Source organism: Pseudoalteromonas sp. H105 (genome assembly GCF_001469215.1).
Taxonomy (GTDB): Bacteria; Pseudomonadota; Gammaproteobacteria; order Enterobacterales; family Alteromonadaceae; genus Pseudoalteromonas.
Window position 1 is genome coordinate 465312 of record NZ_LOFH01000001.1, and the last position, 19163, is coordinate 484474.

Genomic DNA, 19163 nt, shown 5'->3' on the forward strand with positions numbered 1-19163 from the left:
GGTAATGAACGAATTTTTTATCACGGGCACTGACACTGACGCCGGTAAAACCCATGTAACCAGTTTGCTATTAAAGTTACTCGCCCAACATAAAAAACGTGCTATTGGTTTTAAACCCATAGCCTCTGGCTGTGAAATGGCATTTGACCAACTGGTTAATGCCGATGCCTTAATGCTCATGGAAAGCGCCACTGTTAGCGCAAAATACGATGTGATTAATCCATTCTCGTTTGCGCCGGCCATTGCGCCACATATTGCTGCACAAAAAGCAGGGGTAACCTTAAGTGTTGAAAAGCTCTCAGCGGCTTATCAAAATATTAAAAGCCAAGGCGCTGACTACTTACTAACAGAAGGTGCTGGTGGCTGGGCATTACCAATTAACGATAACCAATATTTATATGATTGGGTAAGTGCAGAGCAACTCCCCGTAATATTGGTTGTGGGTATGAAACTAGGCTGCATTAATCACGCGTTATTAACTACTGCGCATATGCAGAGTATGGGGATAAATTGCATTGGCTGGATAGCCAATCAAGTTGATAATGAAATGGATGAATATCAAGCGAACCTTGATTCACTCAAGGCTCGCTTACCTATGCCATTGCTTGCAATAAGCCCCTATACTGAACAAACACCTAAATTACAAATTTATAAAACCCTCCTTGAAAAATTATCAATAAATCCATAAATAACCCTTGTGTTGTGACATAGTTTGTCACAGAATAGCGCTGACGTTATGACATAATCTGTCATAACGCAGTTTTGCTATGCCCGATCAGCATTTGCTTAATCGCTCAGCAATAGTTGTTATTTTTGGAGAACAAGTATGAAACGTGTATTTTTATTTTTATTAACTAACCTCGCGGTAATGTTGGTATTAGGTGTTGTGCTTTCAATAATAATGAGTGCGCTGGGCCTGAGCCATCGTAGCCTTGGTGGTATTTTACTAATTGCAACGGTATTTGGCTTTGGCGGATCGTTTATTTCGTTGTATATGTCGAAATGGATGGCAAAAAAATCGACCGGTGCACAGGTAATCGAACAGCCTCGTAACGAAACAGAGCACTGGTTATTAAACACCGTAGCACAGCAAGCGCAAAAGGCCGGTATTAAAATGCCTGAAGTCGCCATTTACGACAGCCCAGAAATGAACGCCTTTGCTACAGGTCCGAGTAAAAATAATTCTTTGGTGGCAGTAAGCACAGGTCTAATGCACAACATGACGCAAGACCAAGCCGAAGCAGTGTTAGCCCATGAGGTGTCTCATATTGCTAATGGCGACATGGTAACCCTTACGCTGATTCAGGGCGTAGTGAATACCTTTGTTATTTTTGCTGCTAAAGTGTTGGCTGGTATTGTTGATAACTTTATTAACAGTGATGAAGAAGAGGGCGGTAGTAGCTGGACATACTTCTTATTTGATATGCTATTCCAAGTGCTATTTGGTGTATTAGCCAGCGTAATTGTTGCACACTACAGCCGTAAACGTGAATTTGCAGCCGATAACGGTGCAGCACACTTGGTTGGAGCTGACAAAATGCGTTCTGCGCTTGAACGTTTAAAGCAAAATCACCCATCGCAATTAGAAGGCTCAATGATGGCCTTTGGTATTGCCAGCGGTAAAGGTATGGCGGAGTTATTTTCGTCACACCCACCACTTGATGCGCGCATAGACGCGCTTCGTCGTTAAGCTAATACAAGCTCGTACAAATACATAAAAGCCTGCATTTGCAGGCTTTTTTAATTTAAAACTATTGTGCTTGAATGATGTCAGTAATCCCCTTAGGGGAAAGTATTTCAATCCAATATCCGTCAGGGTCTTTAATAAACGCCAAGCCTTTCATAGAGCCATCGTCTGGTTTTTTAATAAACTCAACATCGTACTTGGCAAAGCGCTCACACGCAGCGTATACATCGGGCACGCTAATGCCAATATGGCCAAAACCTTTAGGCTCTTCATTGCCACTTACATAGCCAGTAAACGAATCGTCACTTTCAGTGCCCCAATTATGAGTAAGCTCAATAAGTGCAGGGCGACCAAACACCCACTCGGTCTTTTCTTTATCATCACCCTTTGGCATATCTTGTTCGTAGCCTAAAAAGTACAATGTGAACTTCATCGATGGGAAGTCATATTTACCTAGTAGCTTCATGCCTAATACGTTTTCATAAAACGCGAGTGATGGCTTGGGATCTTTAATACGCAACATAGTTTGTTGCATTACATAGCCTTCAGTGGCTTGTGAAATTTGCTCTAGCGTTTCGTTATAACTCGACATGCTCATCCTTAGTGAAATGACTGTAACCCTAATAGTTTAAAAAAGACACTTAATACCCCCTATCATAAGCAACAGCGACAAAAAATAAAACCACCTTGCTAAATTACTAGCCAATGAGTTGGATGTTTTATAAGCGAAAAGTAACACATTTAACTGCACTGTTTATTTATACAGTTATTAGTGTTTTGTCCAATAACATTATTAAAAGTCGTTTTGTGGTATTTTAACAGCGGTAATTTTTATAACATACGTAATAGCTTGTTTACATTAGAGTTGTTTAGTGGAATTATCGAACAATGTAATATAGGCTGTTTTGGGGTGTTATAAACCCCCTAAGTGGTGTTCAATAAGCTGTTAGCATGCAGGGAAGTTTGTGAGAATATTTCTAGTTTTGGTGTCATTATTTCTAGTTGGCTGCACTCCAGTTTGGGAAGAGCCACATTATGAAGTTTACTATATTGACGGCACGAAAACGTTAGGTCATAGCCTTGGTGAAGGCGCATATATTGGGCGTATTGATGAACCTATAAATATTAAAACTAACGAAAAATTCATTTCGGTTTATGCTTGCCCACATGAGACTTGCGCTTTTTACTACATTGATAAAACTAAAGACCACAAGTTTGCAGAGCACGATGAGTTTGTTTATGGGCCTTATTCAAACGAGCAGTTTGCAGATCTAGTTAAAAAGTTAGGGTTACCGATTGTGAGTTCAGTGTAAACTGCAATGCTAACAACACCCTGAGGTGGACAGCAAGCACTAAAGCCCACTTTCCACCGCAAATTTTAACAGCGGTGATCCCTTACTTTTCAATGCCGTTAAGTAAGTTGATTCATCGTAGGGCGTATGTGTTTTCCAGCACCTAAATAGGATCCGTATCCACTTAAATGCCAATATTTATGAAACATGAACTCTGGATAGAAAATGAGGATGAGCAAACGTTTTGCCTATCTGGCCCTCAAGGCTACGGGGCTCGCAAACTTTTAGAGTCAGGGGCTAAACTTACTTGGACTTGCGAAGCTTCATCAAACTTTGAAGCTATGACCCAGTATTATGAATATATGGGCTGGGGTGAATACACCACAGATTTCCCAGAACATGATAAGAAAACTTATGCAGAGCTAGAGTGGACGTGACTCCAATTAACAAAGCTTGACGTTATGCGTTTGTCTTAAATAAAAGAGTAACTGGGTTCAAACCTCGACTTCAGACATCAAAGTGTTTAAAGAATACGAAACTATTCAAACAAATCGGTTAGGATCAGGTATTGTTTATTGTTTTTTTATAACTTTTTCTCAGTTATGCTTAATTCATTAATAAAAATTAATTATACATACAACACCCTTTGGTTTGTAAGTTGCTTTAAGGATTAAACATATATGGATTTTTTAAGGATAACGTTAGCCACCTTAAGCTTCATCGCAGGTACATCACTCATTATTAGTATGTTTTTCTTACAGTTCGACTGGAAAGACATGCTCGCAGGTTTTATTTTTTATCTATTCGCTTACAGCATTTGGCCAAGTAAAAAGCGTGGTAAGCGCGATTCAGAAAACGCCATATTTGATGTACTAGAGTTTGTCATTGAGTTTCCTATTGAATTTGTTATTTGGTTTTTCCGTACACTTGGACGTTTATTTAAACGTTTATCGGGGAGCAAGGATAGTGGGGGGGATTTCGACATCGATTTATAGTTTTTTAGCATTGACCATTTATATTTTTAACCTATAGCATCTCAGGTCAACATGGGGTCAAACTGGACTTCAGATATCAAATCAAAACAAGCCTTTATGAGCCATTGTTTATTGATGGTGGCTCATAAGTAACCTAATCTTTAAGTTATATTTGCTCCGTAATACTTTAAAGTGCTTCAAAAATAGCGGCTATGCCTTGGCCACCACCTATGCACATAGTGACTAACCCGTACTTACCGTTAATACGTTTAAGCTCGTAAAGGCATTTGGTCGATAAAATAGCCCCTGTTGCACCTACTGGGTGCACCAAGTGCAATTGCGCCGCCATTTGGGTTTACTTTATCAGCAGGGAAATTAAGCTCGTTAGCTACGCAGAGTGCTTGCACTGCAAAGGCTTCGTTTGATTCGATAACATCCATTTGCTCAATGGTTAATCCAGTTTTTCCATTACTTGTTGTACCGCAGGAATAGGGCCAATACCCATCAAAGACAACATGGGTCACCCATTTGAAAGTTCCGGTCAAGCAGGCAGCTGTGTTTTCTTGATCTTTTTATTCAAAAACCGAGTGTTATTATTTTTAAACTCACTTTAAATATGACTATGCATCCAATAATAACGTTTGGTGTGAATATGCACCATGGTTTGAATAAAGAACGCCATATGAATTTATTTGGTGTCAGGTAAGCATGGATAGAATCGAAACGATAGTTGAGTCAATAGGAAAAGTCTATCCTGAATTAGAATCTGGTAAATTTGAATTGGTATTCTCATTTCGTACTGAAAAAGCAGCTAAAGAATACTTCATGAAAATTTACCACTGGGAACACCATGATACGATGGTTAGCTATCAACTTAACGCTGATTATTTATCAGGCTTTAAAATTGACATAGACTTAAATGCTAAACATCTTAAATATTTAACAGACAGCTATGTTGTTTTGGCATCAGAAACCCAAGGTAATCTATATCGCTGGAAACTTTGGATTTAAACATAAGAAAGAGACAGTTACTCGTTTAAAAGCATTCTTTTACTTGTTTGGGCTACCTTGTTTTGCTTTTGGTCATTTTTTGGTGAGCAAATGTATTGTATTTCTGCAAGTATTCGTCAGGTAGAATCCGTTACCGCTAAATAATTACTGATTTTCACGTTATAAAAACGCAGCCAGCTCATTAACCTAAAGAGCTGGCTTAACTTATAAGCTTTTTGTTTTAGTGAACGATCAATTACACCCAGATTGGATGGGTTGAGTGGTAACTTTTACTACAAAGTCGTTGTAGTCATGATCATTTTGGTCTTCCCAATATTGCTTATCACCATGCTTTTTGTATCTAGTATTTAGTTTATTGGCGTTTCCGTTGACGGCTAAAACATAGGTGATTGAGTCACTTGCTTTGACATCATAGAAGCCTGCAGCGCCACGTTCATCGAGTAGCTTAATATATTGCCCATTTACCTTAATTCCCCAATCATTGTCATACCCAGCGCTCTCAGATACAAAAGAATAATTTATACGTGTGTAGTTGTCAGGCACACACTGCTCATCGTCGTTTAAAATATACGCAGGAGCTGCGACTGTTCCTGTTACATTACTTTGGCCAATAGCGTTAAGTGTAAATTCTTTATTTTCACTGTACTCTTCATTATCAATAGTATCGATATTAATCGTGTATGACGTTTGGCCAGCAGGCACTGTTACAGTTTGGTTTGTATAAATATAATCACTACTGCTTGCTGTTCCTTGCGTGGTTGAAACGAAAATTTGGGCATCTTGTTCAAATGTGTTACTCAATTGCAATTCATAACTTAAAGTATCACCTTCTGTCACTGAATCTGTAATAGCCGTAAGCGTAATAGTCGGTATGTCAGACACACTACATATAGGTGCAGAGTAACACGATGTTGACTCATTAAAATTGGTTGCTAAATCATTTATACGTACAGGTAGGTCTGCTACATGACACGTATTGCCGGTGTTTGTATTTAACTTGTAAAGTTGCGATTTATTTGAGTGCCCAAGGTCTGTTAGCATAGTCCGGCTGAGTAAAATGTCTCCTTGGTGATTAACCGCTGCACCTGTTACAGTCGACAAGTTGTGGTCTGACAATTTACTGGCATAGAGCGACTCTAAATCAACTGAGTAAACTGATGAGCTTGTTACTAAAACAAGTTCTGACTCTTTATAAACCATGTCTCCTCGCCAAATTCCTGAATCATTTTCTAATCCAGATATGTTCCCAAGCAATGTTGTTTCAGCGTTCTGAGGCGATATTGCATATAACTTATTTTTATATGAACCGATTAAACGGTCATTTTTTTCGTCATACGTTAAGCGGTACATATTTTTAGTACGACCAACCTCAACATGCTCATTTGTATTTAAATCGACATAAGCGAGTTTTATATATTTAAATTTACTCCCATTAATGGGCAATGACTTGAGCTCTGTCGCGTTAAAGTCTAGATGGTCAACATCTACTTTGTACGCTAATGGGCGCGGTGCAGATATATAGTATAAGCGGTTTGATTCTTTTATGTGAGCAAGGGCAGATGAGCTAAACTTTGCACGAGAATGAGCTTGAACCGTTTGTGTATATTCATTTAACTTAAATACAAGAGCAGTATCACCTCGCCCTGCATTTATGCCGTATAATTGGCCTTCACATTGATTAGCGTGAGCTGGTTGAACGAATGTAAGTAACGCTGTTGTAGATACCGCTAATAGCGACACGGATGAATTTTTCATGATAGTTGTAAACCCTGTTTAGTGAGAAGCCACGTATAGACTCTGTTTAAAATTTAACAGGGTTGGTTCTTTAGTAGTATCAGAAGTTACTTAATTGTTATGAGAATATTCTGATGTACTCGCTTGCTCATTTAGAAAAAATTGTAAAAACAGAGGGGTTAGTCTGTAGGTTTTTCTGTTCTAGCTTACAGATTTGATCTCAATTTATAAATTATTCGCGACTTGGAGTAAATGAAATGGTCAGGTTATTGTTTTTATATTTGATGACTTGTACTCACGAGGTTATAACGTTATGAAAACGCACAGCCAAAATGATTGATGCCTTATCCTGGAAGCTCATTGAATACCAAGATAAGGCAGGGCGTTTATGTGGCTAATATAGGCAGCAATCGCCTGAAACCTGCTGAGCCATTACGGACTCTTTTGGCTTTTTGATTACCACGTTTGTTTCCATTATGTATTAAACGGTGCTTGCTTCAATAGTGTTATCGGTCAGTTTATGAACCTGACTTTGGCCGCAAAAGTGCAATAATATTTGGCTCATTTCATGAACTCGTCGGATAAAACTCGCTTTTTCGGCACGCTCATGAATGGTGTGATCCCCATCGCCTAAGGGGCCAAATCCGTCGAGCGTGATCAGCCCTGCCGCTGACATGGTATTGGCATCGCTTACACCGCCTCGAGACTCGGTTTTAAGAGGGTGGCCAAGCACCGAGCTGATGGTATCCACGAGTTGTATTTGCCCTTTTGATGGCGACATGACATCCCGTTGTACACCGCCACTGATACTCACTTCAACGCCGGGCACACGGGGGTGATCGACCAGATGCGCAATGTCTTCGAGTAAGCGATGCTTTTCTTGAATACAGGTAAAGCGGGCTTCTACAATCAATTGCGCGCTGGGCGAAATGGTATTGGCACCAATTCCTCCGTTCATTTTGCCGACATTTACTGTGGTATTTTTATCTAAATCGGTTAACTCTGTTAATTCAATGATCATTTTAGCAGCGGCTAGATTCGCGTTAATGCCTTGCTGATAATGATTACCAGCATGGGCTGCTTTACCCGTGAGTGCGATGGTAAAAGTGGCCACACCTTTTCGGGCGATAACAATTTCATGTTGTGGTCCTGCGGCTTCAAACACAAAACAGTAGTCGTAGTTTTTTGCCAGTTTGCTGGATAAATGCTTACTGTCGTCACTGCCGGTTTCTTCGTCACTGACTAGCAACATATCAACATTGCGAATTTCACCTAAGGTGGCTTTTAACTGGCGCAGTGCATTAAGCGCGACAAAGTTTCCGCCTTTCATGTCACACACACCTGGACCGTATACCCAAAGGTCGTCTTCATTAAAATTGACAAAGGTATTGGGTGGAAAAACTGTATCGAGGTGTCCCAATAGTAGGATTTTTTTGCCTGCGGTTTTCGCTGAGCTAAACAATACATGGTTGCCGATGTGCTCTCGGGCAAAGGTTTGACAACTAAAACCTAAGGGGTGCATCCAGGTTTTAAATATGTCTGCGTTTTCATCAATGCCCGCTTTGTTTTTGCTGTATGAATTGCAGTTGACCATTTTAGCCAACTCAGAAAAATCGATTAGGTGTGTCATAGTGATAATCCCTTATAAAGGTGCCAAAGTAAGTACCGTAAACGCCTTTATTTAATTACAGATAAGCGATCATAAGGTTGCAGTTAGGTGACGGTTATATTAACTATTTAGTTGTTTTGTATTGCTTCAACGAATTGTCATAAAGGCGAGGTTTAATAAGGTCGAATAATTTTTAGCCACTTTGATTTATTAAGCTGTTCGCAAAGTGACAGGCACATTATGACGACATAAAGACAATTTACGCTGCAAGGGAGTTAAGTATGAAAGCACAGGTAGGGCTGTGGCTATACCAAAATGGTGGTGGAGCCGCAATTGAGCAACAATTAGTCACGGCATTGGCCGAACGGAACATCGACTGTATTACTGGGTTAAATCTTCGTGATGCATTTGCCCGCGATGGCAAAATTTTTTGTAACAAACAAGTCATGGAAGATCTGGATTTGTTTTTAAGCTACAACGCGGGACAGCAATCGCAATTTCAGTTGTATTTATACGAAGCGATTAGCCAGCAAATTCCTACCATTAATAATTATACTGCGTTTGCGTTATCGGAAGATAAGTTCAAAACTTCTCATTTACTCAACAGCCATGGCATCAATACACCAGATTACCGCCTGTGTCATAAAAACGATACTGATGGTTTAAAAGCGGCAATTCGTGAGTGGGGCGGGCGATTAGTGTACAAACCAACCGATGGCTGGGGCGGTGTTGGCATCGTAAAAATCGAAAGTGAGCAAGCCTTAGACATGCTATTGCCTTTTTTAAGTCGCACTGATTTACGTTATTTCTACCTAGAGCGATTTATTGATTATGACAACACTGATTTTCGCGTTGATATTGTTGATGGTCAATACATTGGTTGTTATGGCCGACAAGCCCCAGCCGATGATTGGAAAACCAACATTACCTCTGGCGGCAGTGTATTTGTTCGTGAGCCAAACGATGAAGTAGTTGACATTGCGCTTAAAGCAGCGTCGTTAATGGGGCTTGAGATTGCCGGTGTTGATTTAATTTATGATCGTGAACGCGAGCAGTATGTGGTACTCGAAATTAATGGTATTCCCGCGTTTGCAACTCCCGAACAGGAAAAGCTAGGCCTAAACTTTAACCAGCGCAAAGTAGAAGCGATCACTAATCTTATCGAACGCAGTGTTATCAAACATCATTCAAAGGTTGCCTAAATTATGAAAAATCAGTCTTCATTGCCCAAATTAGGGTTTTTGTATTTAAACCATGTGATGCGATTTTTTGATAAATCTAATTTCAAAGGATGGCCGAATAAAATCGAGCAAGTGACATATCGTTGGGGCAAAGACAAACAGCGCTTTATTAACGAAGTGAAAACGAAAAAAATCGAGGTGTTGATTGGTAATATTCCTGCGACGGCTTATGAAACGTTCCGAGAAATCGCCAAAGCTTTGCCACATGTTGAGTTTGTGCCGTCATTAGATGCGCAGTTCGCCAATAAATCAAAAGAAAACGTGACCCATTTTTGTAATAAATATGAATTACCCGCGCCATCGACCCGTATTTTTTACGTACCAGAGCAAGCAGAACAATTCTTAAAAACGGCCACTTACCCTAAAATCATCAAGCGCTCATTTGGGCCGTCTAATTATGGTGGTTATTTTGTTCATAAAGTAGACAGTTATGCCGACGCTAAAGCGTTGCTCAATAAACGCCAATATTATCCGGTGTATGTGCAAGATTTTGTGCCGATGCAAGCCGATATTCGCGTGATGCTGATTGGTCACAAACCGGTCTGTGCGTTTTGGCGTCGCCCACCAGAAGGCGAATGGCTTACCAACACCAGCCAAGGTGGCAGCATGGATTACCAAAATGTGCCAAAAAGTGTATTAAAACTTGCAGTCGAAACCTCAAAAGCAGCCAATGCAGAGTATTGGGCGTGTGATATTGCGTTGGGTAAAAACGGCCAAATTTATATTTTAGAGTGCGCGACGGCCTTTGCTGCCTTTCCGTATATTCGTGATTGGATTGGTCAATACTTGATGTGGAAGTACTCTAACGGGCAATTCCAATTGCCGCATATTCCAATGTGGAATTGGGAAGAGCTTGGTAAAATTAACCCGCAACTGTTGCGCACTATGCGCCACATTACTTTTGGCCAATATACCCCAAGTTGCGATAGTAATGAGCTATTTAAGCAGGTCGATGAATGGGGTTACCCTTTGATGGATGTACAGCAAAGAAATCAAGAGGAGTGGCCGAGTGACGTTTGGAATTTTCAAGATAATTGGCGCTTAAATCACCCTAGCGATAACAACAGCGGCTTATCAGCTCCTGTTGGGCAAGATGAAAGTACTGACTCACTGGTCCTTGAAACAGAAGACGATGCGAATGCCATTTCACATTTGAGCTTGATGGACTTTTTTACCGGGATAAAAGGCATTGGTGAGAAAATGGCGGCAGATATTTTAGAAGCCCTCGGCACGCAAGGGGTGGTCGATGCACTGACCCACAACCCACATAAGTTGTGCGAAGTGAAAAATGTTAAAGCGAAAAAACTTGCGATGATCACCTCTCACTGGCAGCAATTTAGCCAACAGCGCTAATTGCTTGATTGCTGGGCAGCTGAACACGTTGAGGCTGCCTGCTAAGTTTAAACCACAAGAAGCAGCCTTATGAAAGTTCAATATACCTCCTATCAAGAAACAATTGCTTTTTTACAGCAAGCGATGAGTGAACATCCTAACCTGATCCGCCTCCAAAGCATTGGTGAAACGTGGGAAAAGCGGCCCATTATGATGGCAACAATTTCGCAAGATGTTGCCTATGCGGATCAAAAGCCTGCCTTGTTGTACACAGGGACTATCCATGCGCGAGAATGGATTGGTAATGAGCTGGCGATTAAATTTATTAAATATATTATTGATAATTATCGCTTTAACCCAAAGTTGATGAACGCGCTCACTCGCAATACCTTGTACATAGTGCCGTGTTTGAATCCGGATGGGTTGGAGTATTCGCGTAATCACTTTTCATTTTGGCGTAAGAATCGCCGTAACAATGGCGATGGCACTTTTGGTGTCGATTTAAACCGTAATTTCGCCTCTAAATTTCGCCAAGGCAACGACAGCAGTGCCAATACGTATGGCGGTCCTCATGCATTTTCGGAGCCCGAAACACAAGCAATTCGTGATTTTGTGCTGGCGCATCGTAATATCACCTTAGCATTGGATTACCACTCGCAAGGTAATGTATTTTTTCCGGCCCATAAATTCAATCATGAGGTCGAAATAGAAGGCACAGACTTAAATGTATTGTGTGCCAATATGAACTGCGAAATAAAAAAAGTGACGGGCCGACAATACGGGATTCATCGGGGTAAACCGCCCGCCAACCTCATTCGAGGCAGTGGTCGCGAGTATTATTACTCATTAGGAATTTTAGCGACTGTGGTTGAGGTGGGCACGCGCAATATTCCTGATTACATGCAAAACATGTCGCAAAGTATTGATGAGAATATTCCGGCGCTTATTCATGCGTTAGGCGAGGCGATTAATTACTCTGCACTTGCGCCTAAACGAGTCGAAGGTTTTACTATTCGTGAGCTTGGTGCCGACAGCATCACCCTTGAGTGGGTTTACCCGTTAAAAGATGATTTGTATTTTGAGATTTATCGCAGTCAAAGCAATAAAAACATGTGCAATGAACAAACGCTGGTGGCCATTACGCGCTCGTCCTTTTTTACCGATGTTCAGCTAAAAAGCGGCCAGCACTATTTTTATAATATCCGCGCAGTTGATAAAGTCACCAAAATAAAGTCGCCCTTTAGTCCTGAACTGCGCTTAAAAACAGCTTTAGCAAATGACGAGTTTTCGCTGACCTTGTTTCCAAATAAAGCCGATGTTGGCTACTTAGGTGCAAACTACTTATCTAAAAATAAAGAACATTTTGGCTATAATTCGATGTTTATTGGCGTCAACCAAAAGCGTGGGGTTTGTTATGGGGTGATCCGGTTTGATTTAGGAAATTTACCGATTGATGCGGTGATCAAACATGCCCGTTTTTTACTCTACCCAATGAACCGGGTCGCAGCCAAAATAGAAAAATATGGCCAGTGGTCCATTGATTTACTGGATGCCAACGCATTGGACGATATTTACGATTACCATGCGATTGCGAATGCGCCAAGCGTGTGCAGTTTGGGTCATACCATTGAATCAGATAAAATGACCCAAGGTATTTGGAGCCAATGGGCATTCAATGGCGTTGAACGTGAGCAATTACAGCATATTTGCCAACAACTGGAGCAGTCAGCCCAGCGCGCTTTGTTACTTCGTATTAAAGGACCAACTACTTTGCCGCGAGGTAATGACTCACAAATGATGCAATTTGATATCGGCTACGGCCCCTTTGGCAGTGGGTTGCATTATCGCCCGCATTTAGAGTTGATCTATTCAAAAGTACAACAGCCCATTGAAATGCTACCGGCGAGTCTCAATACCATTTACCCAGACAATGTCGTGGCAGATAAATTGGCTTCTGGGTTTGATAGCGAAGGTAAAATTATTTACGGTCAATTGGCATTTGCCCTCGATGTTTTACCAGATCCCGATTGTACCGTGATAACCGAGGCATATTTAGTCCTTAACCATAGCCATAAACAAGGTGACAAACTTGGCGGCAAAGATATTCGTTTTACTATTGAACTGGTTGAATTAGAAGATGTGGATTATGCCAGTGTAAAACAGCGTGAGAAAATAGAGTATATTGGGTATGAGGTCAGCATTGAGCAATTGCGCGATCAAAGCCAGCAATACTTTATGTTTGATAGCTACAGTCGCCAAGCACTGGAGCGTCTACACGCGCAAAATAAACCCTTTTATTTTATTATCCGTGCTACCGCGGCTTCACAAGCAAGCAATGTTTTAGTTGATTGGTACCCCATAGATGATGAGTTACAAGCTAAGCTGGTGATCAACACCATCGCACGGCGAAAGTACCCCCTTGAAGCCCCGACAAACCTTAATGTTTGCCATGAAAATAGCGCAGTTAAACTAAGTTGGAAAAACCCCGAACACCCTGATTTTGTTGGCTCGTTTGTGGTTCGTAACCGTTTTCACCCTCCGAAATCGCCCTTTGATGGGGTAAAAATTTATGGTGGAAAAGACGATTTCACAGTCGACCGCTTTGGTAATAGTCAAATAGCTAAATATTACAGTGTGTTTAGCTATGACAATGTGCCTAATTACTCAGCGCCCGCCGCCGTTTACTATGCTGACAGTCAAATCATTCATGTAGATGAATTAAACGATGACTTGTCTCACGAAACCGAAGACGAAGATATGTTTCTAGGTGATGATTAATCTTTTACTTTGTTGCGTACTAGCCTGAAAATGTGTGGCTGTAACTGAATGCGACAGCCCATTTTTTTTGTCAGCTCAGCGGCATGAGTTACTAGTACCTTCGGCATTTTATATTTTACGGAAAATACACGGAACTGATTGAAGCAAAAAAGGAAGTCGGCTATGGTGAACAATCACTAAAAATAAGTTTAAAACGTGTTAACTTACAGGCCGATTAGGCATTGAGTTAAACACTGTATTGTTGGAGAGTACTTTGAGTAATGAGTGGGACGACTATGCTGAAAATTGGGATGTAGACCCATCCGTTGAAGAGTATGCAAAAAAGGCATTTAAAGAGCTTGTAAATAATATCAATATTAATGGTCTAACTGTCCTTGATTTTGGCTGTGGTACAGGCGCCTTAACTCAGCTTTTGAGTCCAACAGTGAAAAGTATCGTTGCGATTGATCCCTCTTCGGAAATGATAAAGCATTTGGATAAGAAGGCGCTAAATAATGTATCGTCTATCTCCGATTATCTATCAGATAAATTAGTCCAAAATTCTCCGGTTCTAGGAAACAAATTTGATCTCATCGTGGCATCATCTGTATGCGGTTTCTTACCTGATTATGAAGCAACATTGAGTTTATTAAAATCCCTACTAAAAAAAGATGGTTTGTTCGTTCAATGGGATTGGCTTTCTAATGATGAGTCAGCGGATAGGGGGTTGTCAGAAAAAAGAGTTAAACAAGCTTTTGTAGCAAATGGCTTTGTAAATACGACCGTGAATAGTCCTTTTATAATGAGTAGTTCAAAAGGGAATATGCCTGTTTTAATGGCAATTGGAAAAAATGCCTAATAAGCGGTAAGTAATGATTGAATGGTTGGTTTTTGACCCTTCATCGCTCATTTTTACCAACTCTATTATCGCCAATTACCTGGCAAGTTAACAGAATTCAAAGTATGGAGACAAAATGATGTTTGAAGCTATCAACTTTAAAAATAAGTTCTCAAAATTTACAGAGTATTGGTCTCCGCGTGTGATTGCACAAATGAATGACTATCAATTTAAATTAGTAAAAGTTGAAGGAGAATTTGTTTGGCACGACCATCCTGAGACAGATGAAGTGTTTATTGTTATTGAAGGCAGTTTAAATATCGAATTTCGTGACGGGGTTGTTACTCTTAATTCAGGGGAAATGTTTGTGATACCGAAAGGTATTGAACATAGGCCTGTTGCAAGTAGTGAATGTAAGATTATGATTGTAGAGCCAAAAGGCGTGGTTAACACTGGCGGATCAGTTAGTGAACTTACGGCCGAAAATGAGGTTTGGGTGTAAAGTATAGTTAAAAAGCAAGCTCGTGGGATAAAAGAACAGACTTTCGTTCCTTTGTCGCAATTTTTGCGTGTTAGTTGACAGAGGTTAAGTGAGAGTAGGGGATCATGAATAAAATTCTTTTCTTTTCATTCATTGCTATTATTACTGCGCTTGTATATTTGAAGTTTTCTGCATTAGATAGCAGGTTAGATGGCAAATGGGCATTAGAGGTTTATGATCTTAATGCTTCAGTCATAGCTAAATTAAAAATAGAATTTCATGCTAACAATGTAGAATCTTGTTTAGGCGGGGAATGGAAGAAAATTAACGTCATCTCTTATTCTCCACAAAGAAATCAGTTTTATCCTGATACTTCTATGGTAATGCTTCAACAAGAATTATCCTATCAACTAAACGGTGACAGACTCATCATAGGCCGTAATAATATTTGTGATGCTTATAAACATTTAACGGGTAATTTAACTACGACTCAATCTACGGGGAGTTATGTTAGTTTTGGTTGGGAGCACGAGGAGTTAGGCACGTTTAGCATTAAACGGATTGGTATCTAAAATAATAAGGCAATAGCTTTAATTGCTTTTTATACGTCAATGACCATTAAAGTTTAAATTTCAATCATCGTCTTTTTATAGCTAATTAAACTATTTATTAAGGTTTATTTTTAACAATAAACCCATAGGAATAGTCATCTTTTTTACGTTAGGTTTAATACAGGTCACTATTATTTAAAGATCATCCTAGCGTATTTAGCTAACGTCGTTCGACAAAAACAAAGAACTGAGGCCAAACTGGACTTCAAACATCAAGTTATAATAAGCCTTAGTAAGCCTTAGTAAGCCTTAATGAGCCATTGCTTATTGTTTGTGATTCATAAGTAACCTAATCATTAAGCCATTATTGCGCTTTAATAATTTAAAGCACTTCAAAAATAGCGGCTATGCCTTGCCCGCCACCGATACACATAGTGACTAGGCCGTACTTACCGTTAGTACGTTTAAGTTCGTACAAACACTTAGTCGTTAAAATAGCACCAGTGGCACCAACCGGGTGGCCGAGTGCAATCGCACCGCCATTAGGGTTTACTTTTTTTTCTGGGAAGTTTAATTCGCTAGCAACACACAGTGCTTGTACGGCAAAGGCTTCGTTTGATTCAATGACATCCATTTGCTCAATGGTTAATCCAGTTTTTTCCATTACGTGTTGTACAGCAGGAATAGGGCCAATACCCATTAAAGTAGGGTCAACACCTGCTCTGGCATAACCAATCAATCGCCCCAGAGGGTGTAAACCTTGTTGAATGGCTTTTTGTTCTGACATAAGTACTAACATGGCTGCGCCATCATTGATGCCTGATGAAGTAGCGGCGGTAACAGTACCATCGTGCTTAAAATACGGTTTTAAAGACGCTAGCTTGTCGAGTGTTGTCTCGGCGCGAACATGCTCGTCGGTATCAAAGATATGTGTGCTTTTACGTGATTTAATTTCGATAGGCACAATTTGTTCTTTAAAATGGCCAGCAGCAATGGCGTTAGCCGCTTTATGGTGGCTTTGTGCTGCGTATGCATCTTGCGCTTCACGTGTTATAGAATATTTATCTGCAATGTTTTCAGCGGTTATGCCCATTGGGTTATTATCCCATGGGTCTTGTAATGTAGTGGTAAGCTCATCAACCATTATGCTGTTACCCATTTTTTGTCCCCAACGATTACTGGCAAGGGAATACGCAGAGCTACTCATACTTTCTGCACCTCCTGCTAAGGCCGCATCAACGTCACCTAATTGAATTTGCTGTGCCGCTTGAATAATTGCTTCAAGTCCAGAGCCACATAATCGATTGAGTGTAACTGCATGGCTACTGATTGGTAGCCCTGCGTCTAAACCGATTACTCGCGAAAGGTAAGCATCTTTAGGGCCGTTATGAATTACTTTACCGATGACACACGCGCCAATTTCATTCGGCGACAGCTTTGATCTAGTTAAGGCCTCTTTTGCACACAGTGTTCCCAGCTCTGCAGGTGTAAAATTTTTAAGGCTACCACCAAAACCCCCGATGGCAGTGCGCACTGCACTTAATATTACAACGCTGTTTTTGTTAGTTATTGTCATAGTGGTCTCGTTTTTTGTTTGTTAATACTGTTTTTGTGTAAAAAAGTTATAGGCACATACTAGCTTGTGGGTTTACTTTATCGCATAAAACATAAATTATCTTCAAGTAACAGAATTCGCTTATTTTTTCTTAAATTGATTTATTAACGCTATGCTGATTTTGAGACCATATTTAAATTTTGTAGGCTGAAATAATCAGTAACATTAAATATATAGACAGTAACTTGATGAGCTATTAGGATAGATTAATCATTAGTTATATGATTTTTACAATCACCTTTAACATTTCAGAGGTTATAGTATGAGCACATTAACACGTGTGTTGATTATGGCTGCATTGGTTATAGCTGCAATCGCAAGTTATTCGTATGGTATTTCATCAGGGGTGTTTATTTTTATTATTACAGGTTTTGTTCTTGAAATGGCATTTTGGTTTGGTGTCTTTCCAAAAAACAAGAAATCATCCTGATTTGATTTGGCCGCCGTAACAATCTGAACTAAATAGCATCAAGATATTCAATATCGAAAAGCTTCACACATATAATGAAGCTTTGTTTTAAAACACAAACCCTAATTGTGCTGACATTTTAATTACCGGCTTTTAGTCGGTTGTTGTATTGCTGCTTTCTCTAGCAAGTTGATTTGGGAGTAATTGCTCAACAATTTCTCTGGCGGGTAGGGTATAACGCACGCCATCAAACATCACAGAGGTAAACTCTTCGATACTGGTAATGCCTGTTAGGGTCCAGCCTTCGCCTCTTTTTGGACAATATACGGTGGTTGTAGGTTGAATTACTTTAAAACTATCGCTCATTCCATTTACCTTAGTGCTTGTGTGCTGTGTATCTTAAGGTAATAATAACAGCCTATAAAGTTTAAAATTATTTTTATCATGTTTAAACAGTTAAGTGTTGAACGAATTTCGCTGAGTTTGATTACTCATAAACACGCAAAGGCTTTGTTCGCTATTTTAAATGAGCCAGAGGTTGCACAGTTTAATGATTACGATTTCCCTTTAAGTCGTGATGATGTTAAACAGATGATTCAATATGACTTAGCTTGCTACTATGAACAAAGCGGTATTCGATTTGTTATTATTAACAACCAAACCCATGAGATTATGGGCAGTGTTGGTTTGTATGATATTAAAGACGGGAAAGCCTGGGTAGGGTTTGAATTAGCCACAAAGTTTTGGCATCAAGGGTATATGTTTGAGGTGTTAAACTACCTTGTTATAAACAAGGCTCATAAGCATATACTAAAACCTATTATCACGTCATTTTATGCAAATGTTGATGAGGCTAATTATTCTTCTCAAAAACTACTCAGTAAAATAGGGTTTACGCGAGTTAGTAATGAAGTTTGGGAATATGAATAATACAATAAAGAACACATCATACCTAAATTTGTTAAAAAAAGGCAAACCACAGTTAAACTATATTAATTAAGAGTAATGGTTGTAGCTTATCAAAATTTCTGTTTAATAATGTACCTTCAAGGATTACATTGCGTAGTATCCTATCGTAAGCTAATCACAAATATAAATTAGTCTATTAACGAAGATTGAGTATACTTATATTTGTTTTGAAAGATGGGGTAGTGTGTATTCCTTCTGCATGTCAATCGAGGTTTTGTATGTTTAACGACTTTCGAGAAAGTAAGTTTTTAAATGAATCTGGCTCTAAGCGTGGGAATTGGTACATGAATCGACTTGATTACTTTCAATACCACCGATATCCAGGCTATAAACAGCAAAAATATGGCAGTTTACTCATTGGTGTTCTGTTTTATTTTATAAGTTTAAATATTTTAACCTCAACTTTTATCGGGTTTATTGTATGTTGTTATATCTGTTATTTAGCGCTACTCACTTTCAATATTTTAAGAACACAACGCTGTCGATACAGAGGCTATTTTTTATACCCTACAAAGATAATTTTATTTTTCAGAGCAAGAGAAGTGCCTGTCAATCTTAACGACTTTGATTCTGTTGCAACGATGAATAGTAAGTAACTTGTGATTAAAAAAACAACTTTGTCTAATGCAAACAAAGGCCATTATTTGATGTTACAAATACTGC

At 39.6% G+C, this 19163-nt stretch carries 20 protein-coding genes and 2 pseudogenes; 15 read left to right on the top strand and 7 right to left on the bottom strand.

Features of this window, described 5'->3' with window-relative positions:
- Nucleotides 1–4 precede the first annotated feature (4 nt).
- Both bioD and htpX read left to right on the top strand, forming a co-directional pair.
- Entirely contained in the window at nucleotides 5–688 is a 684-nt protein-coding gene (gene bioD, locus ATS75_RS02040; RefSeq protein WP_058558753.1) for a dethiobiotin synthase, read from the top strand.
- 138 nt (nucleotides 689–826) lie between these two features.
- The gene (htpX, locus tag ATS75_RS02045) at nucleotides 827–1690 is read left to right on the top strand and encodes a protease HtpX (RefSeq protein ID WP_058558754.1); all 864 of its coding nucleotides are present in this window, start codon (nucleotides 827–829) and stop codon (nucleotides 1688–1690) included.
- A 61-nt stretch (nucleotides 1691–1751) separates the two neighbouring features.
- On the opposite strand, the gene gloA is transcribed toward htpX, so the two are convergent.
- On the bottom strand, nucleotides 1752–2279 hold the full coding sequence (gene gloA / locus ATS75_RS02050) for a lactoylglutathione lyase (RefSeq protein WP_058558755.1): 528 nt from the start codon (nucleotides 2277–2279) through the stop codon (nucleotides 1752–1754).
- Nucleotides 2280–2652: 373 nt separating this feature from the next.
- Between gloA and ATS75_RS02055 the strand changes: the two genes are divergently transcribed.
- On the top strand, nucleotides 2653–3000 hold the full coding sequence (locus ATS75_RS02055; protein ID WP_058558756.1) for a hypothetical protein: 348 nt from the start codon (nucleotides 2653–2655) through the stop codon (nucleotides 2998–3000).
- A 39-nt stretch (nucleotides 3001–3039) separates the two neighbouring features.
- On the opposite strand, the pseudogene ATS75_RS20810 reads toward ATS75_RS02055, so the two are convergent.
- Nucleotides 3040–3174: pseudogene (locus ATS75_RS20810) on the bottom strand (IS110 family transposase); the annotation flags it as partial.
- A gap of 5 nt (nucleotides 3175–3179) precedes the next feature.
- On the opposite strand from ATS75_RS20810, the gene ATS75_RS02060 reads away from it, so the two are divergent.
- The gene (locus ATS75_RS02060) at nucleotides 3180–3416 is read left to right on the top strand and encodes a hypothetical protein (RefSeq protein ID WP_058558757.1); all 237 of its coding nucleotides are present in this window, start codon (nucleotides 3180–3182) and stop codon (nucleotides 3414–3416) included.
- 243 nt (nucleotides 3417–3659) lie between these two features.
- Complete coding sequence (locus tag ATS75_RS02065; RefSeq protein ID WP_058558758.1) at nucleotides 3660–3974, top strand: hypothetical protein; 315 nt, start codon at nucleotides 3660–3662, stop codon at nucleotides 3972–3974.
- A gap of 166 nt (nucleotides 3975–4140) precedes the next feature.
- On the opposite strand, the pseudogene ATS75_RS20005 reads toward ATS75_RS02065, so the two are convergent.
- Nucleotides 4141–4464, bottom strand: a pseudogene (locus ATS75_RS20005) (acetyl-CoA C-acyltransferase); the annotation flags it as partial.
- Nucleotides 4465–4661: 197 nt separating this feature from the next.
- Between ATS75_RS20005 and ATS75_RS02070 the strand changes: the two are divergent.
- The gene (locus ATS75_RS02070) at nucleotides 4662–4964 is read left to right on the top strand and encodes a hypothetical protein (RefSeq protein ID WP_058558759.1); all 303 of its coding nucleotides are present in this window, start codon (nucleotides 4662–4664) and stop codon (nucleotides 4962–4964) included.
- 231 nt (nucleotides 4965–5195) lie between these two features.
- On the opposite strand, the gene ATS75_RS02075 is transcribed toward ATS75_RS02070, so the two are convergent.
- Together ATS75_RS02075 and ATS75_RS02080 are read right to left on the bottom strand one after the other, a co-directional pair.
- Complete coding sequence (locus tag ATS75_RS02075; RefSeq protein WP_058558760.1) at nucleotides 5196–6719, bottom strand: Calx-beta domain-containing protein; 1524 nt, start codon at nucleotides 6717–6719, stop codon at nucleotides 5196–5198.
- A gap of 460 nt (nucleotides 6720–7179) precedes the next feature.
- Nucleotides 7180–8328 carry a M20 family metallopeptidase gene (locus ATS75_RS02080; protein ID WP_058558761.1) on the bottom strand — a complete coding sequence of 383 codons (1149 nt, stop codon included), beginning with the start codon at nucleotides 8326–8328 and terminating at the stop codon, nucleotides 7180–7182.
- Nucleotides 8329–8588: 260 nt separating this feature from the next.
- Between ATS75_RS02080 and ATS75_RS02085 the strand changes: the two genes are divergently transcribed.
- The 6 genes from ATS75_RS02085 to ATS75_RS02110 all read left to right on the top strand — a co-directional run bounded on the left by ATS75_RS02085 (nucleotide 8589) and on the right by ATS75_RS02110 (nucleotide 15528).
- Nucleotides 8589–9509, top strand: a complete 921-nt coding sequence (locus ATS75_RS02085) for an ATP-grasp domain-containing protein (protein ID WP_058558762.1) — start codon at nucleotides 8589–8591, stop codon at nucleotides 9507–9509.
- A 3-nt stretch (nucleotides 9510–9512) separates the two neighbouring features.
- The gene (locus ATS75_RS02090) at nucleotides 9513–10901 is read left to right on the top strand and encodes an ATP-grasp domain-containing protein (protein ID WP_058558763.1); all 1389 of its coding nucleotides are present in this window, start codon (nucleotides 9513–9515) and stop codon (nucleotides 10899–10901) included.
- 69 nt (nucleotides 10902–10970) lie between these two features.
- Nucleotides 10971–13658, top strand: coding sequence for a M14 family zinc carboxypeptidase (locus tag ATS75_RS02095; RefSeq protein WP_058558764.1), 2688 nt, complete (start codon nucleotides 10971–10973; stop codon nucleotides 13656–13658).
- A 253-nt stretch (nucleotides 13659–13911) separates the two neighbouring features.
- Entirely contained in the window at nucleotides 13912–14496 is a 585-nt protein-coding gene (locus ATS75_RS02100) for a class I SAM-dependent DNA methyltransferase (protein WP_058558765.1), read from the top strand.
- A gap of 115 nt (nucleotides 14497–14611) precedes the next feature.
- A complete protein-coding gene (locus ATS75_RS02105; RefSeq protein WP_058558766.1) occupies nucleotides 14612–14977 on the top strand; it encodes a cupin domain-containing protein in 366 nt (121 codons plus the stop codon).
- A gap of 104 nt (nucleotides 14978–15081) precedes the next feature.
- Complete coding sequence (locus ATS75_RS02110) at nucleotides 15082–15528, top strand: hypothetical protein (protein ID WP_058558767.1); 447 nt, start codon at nucleotides 15082–15084, stop codon at nucleotides 15526–15528.
- A gap of 361 nt (nucleotides 15529–15889) precedes the next feature.
- Here the strand turns inward: ATS75_RS02110 and bktB are convergent, their stop codons facing one another.
- Nucleotides 15890–17083: a beta-ketothiolase BktB gene (bktB, locus tag ATS75_RS02115; RefSeq protein WP_058558768.1), complete on the bottom strand. Its 1194-nt coding sequence runs from the start codon at nucleotides 17081–17083 to the stop codon at nucleotides 15890–15892.
- A gap of 301 nt (nucleotides 17084–17384) precedes the next feature.
- Here bktB and ATS75_RS20480 point away from each other — a divergent pair, with 301 nt between their 5' ends.
- Nucleotides 17385–17552 (top strand): hypothetical protein, encoded by a 168-nt coding sequence (locus tag ATS75_RS20480; protein ID WP_201020938.1) that lies wholly within the window; start codon nucleotides 17385–17387, stop codon nucleotides 17550–17552.
- Between the two features lie 132 nt (nucleotides 17553–17684).
- Here ATS75_RS20480 and ATS75_RS02120 read toward each other — a convergent pair whose 3' ends face one another.
- Nucleotides 17685–17897 (bottom strand): hypothetical protein, encoded by a 213-nt coding sequence (locus ATS75_RS02120; protein ID WP_058558769.1) that lies wholly within the window; start codon nucleotides 17895–17897, stop codon nucleotides 17685–17687.
- Between the two features lie 78 nt (nucleotides 17898–17975).
- Between ATS75_RS02120 and ATS75_RS02125 the strand changes: the two genes are divergently transcribed.
- A complete protein-coding gene (locus ATS75_RS02125) occupies nucleotides 17976–18461 on the top strand; it encodes a GNAT family N-acetyltransferase (protein ID WP_058558770.1) in 486 nt (161 codons plus the stop codon).
- A gap of 257 nt (nucleotides 18462–18718) precedes the next feature.
- The gene (locus ATS75_RS02130; RefSeq protein ID WP_058558771.1) at nucleotides 18719–19096 is read left to right on the top strand and encodes a hypothetical protein; all 378 of its coding nucleotides are present in this window, start codon (nucleotides 18719–18721) and stop codon (nucleotides 19094–19096) included.
- Nucleotides 19097–19163: the final 67 nt, after the last annotated feature.

Bases quoted from the DNA above. Each gene is read 5' to 3' on its own strand.
- bioD (WP_058558753.1), top strand. From the start codon at position 5: ATGAACGAATTTTTTATCACGGGCACTGACACTGACGCCGGTAAAACC.
- htpX (WP_058558754.1), top strand. From the start codon at position 827: ATGAAACGTGTATTTTTATTTTTATTAACTAACCTCGCGGTAATGTTG.
- gloA (WP_058558755.1), bottom strand. From the start codon at position 2,279: ATGTCGAGTTATAACGAAACGCTAGAGCAAATTTCACAAGCCACTGAA.
- ATS75_RS02060 (WP_058558757.1), top strand. From the start codon at position 3,180: ATGAAACATGAACTCTGGATAGAAAATGAGGATGAGCAAACGTTTTGC.
- ATS75_RS02065 (WP_058558758.1), top strand. From the start codon at position 3,660: ATGGATTTTTTAAGGATAACGTTAGCCACCTTAAGCTTCATCGCAGGT.
- ATS75_RS02070 (WP_058558759.1), top strand. From the start codon at position 4,662: ATGGATAGAATCGAAACGATAGTTGAGTCAATAGGAAAAGTCTATCCT.
- ATS75_RS02075 (WP_058558760.1), bottom strand. From the start codon at position 6,719: ATGAAAAATTCATCCGTGTCGCTATTAGCGGTATCTACAACAGCGTTA.
- ATS75_RS02080 (WP_058558761.1), bottom strand. From the start codon at position 8,328: ATGACACACCTAATCGATTTTTCTGAGTTGGCTAAAATGGTCAACTGC.
- ATS75_RS02085 (WP_058558762.1), top strand. From the start codon at position 8,589: ATGAAAGCACAGGTAGGGCTGTGGCTATACCAAAATGGTGGTGGAGCC.
- ATS75_RS02090 (WP_058558763.1), top strand. From the start codon at position 9,513: ATGAAAAATCAGTCTTCATTGCCCAAATTAGGGTTTTTGTATTTAAAC.
- ATS75_RS02095 (WP_058558764.1), top strand. From the start codon at position 10,971: ATGAAAGTTCAATATACCTCCTATCAAGAAACAATTGCTTTTTTACAG.
- ATS75_RS02105 (WP_058558766.1), top strand. From the start codon at position 14,612: ATGATGTTTGAAGCTATCAACTTTAAAAATAAGTTCTCAAAATTTACA.
- ATS75_RS02110 (WP_058558767.1), top strand. From the start codon at position 15,082: ATGAATAAAATTCTTTTCTTTTCATTCATTGCTATTATTACTGCGCTT.
- bktB (WP_058558768.1), bottom strand. From the start codon at position 17,083: ATGACAATAACTAACAAAAACAGCGTTGTAATATTAAGTGCAGTGCGC.
- ATS75_RS20480 (WP_201020938.1), top strand. From the start codon at position 17,385: ATGAGCACATTAACACGTGTGTTGATTATGGCTGCATTGGTTATAGCT.
- ATS75_RS02120 (WP_058558769.1), bottom strand. From the start codon at position 17,897: ATGAGCGATAGTTTTAAAGTAATTCAACCTACAACCACCGTATATTGT.
- ATS75_RS02125 (WP_058558770.1), top strand. From the start codon at position 17,976: ATGTTTAAACAGTTAAGTGTTGAACGAATTTCGCTGAGTTTGATTACT.
- ATS75_RS02130 (WP_058558771.1), top strand. From the start codon at position 18,719: ATGTTTAACGACTTTCGAGAAAGTAAGTTTTTAAATGAATCTGGCTCT.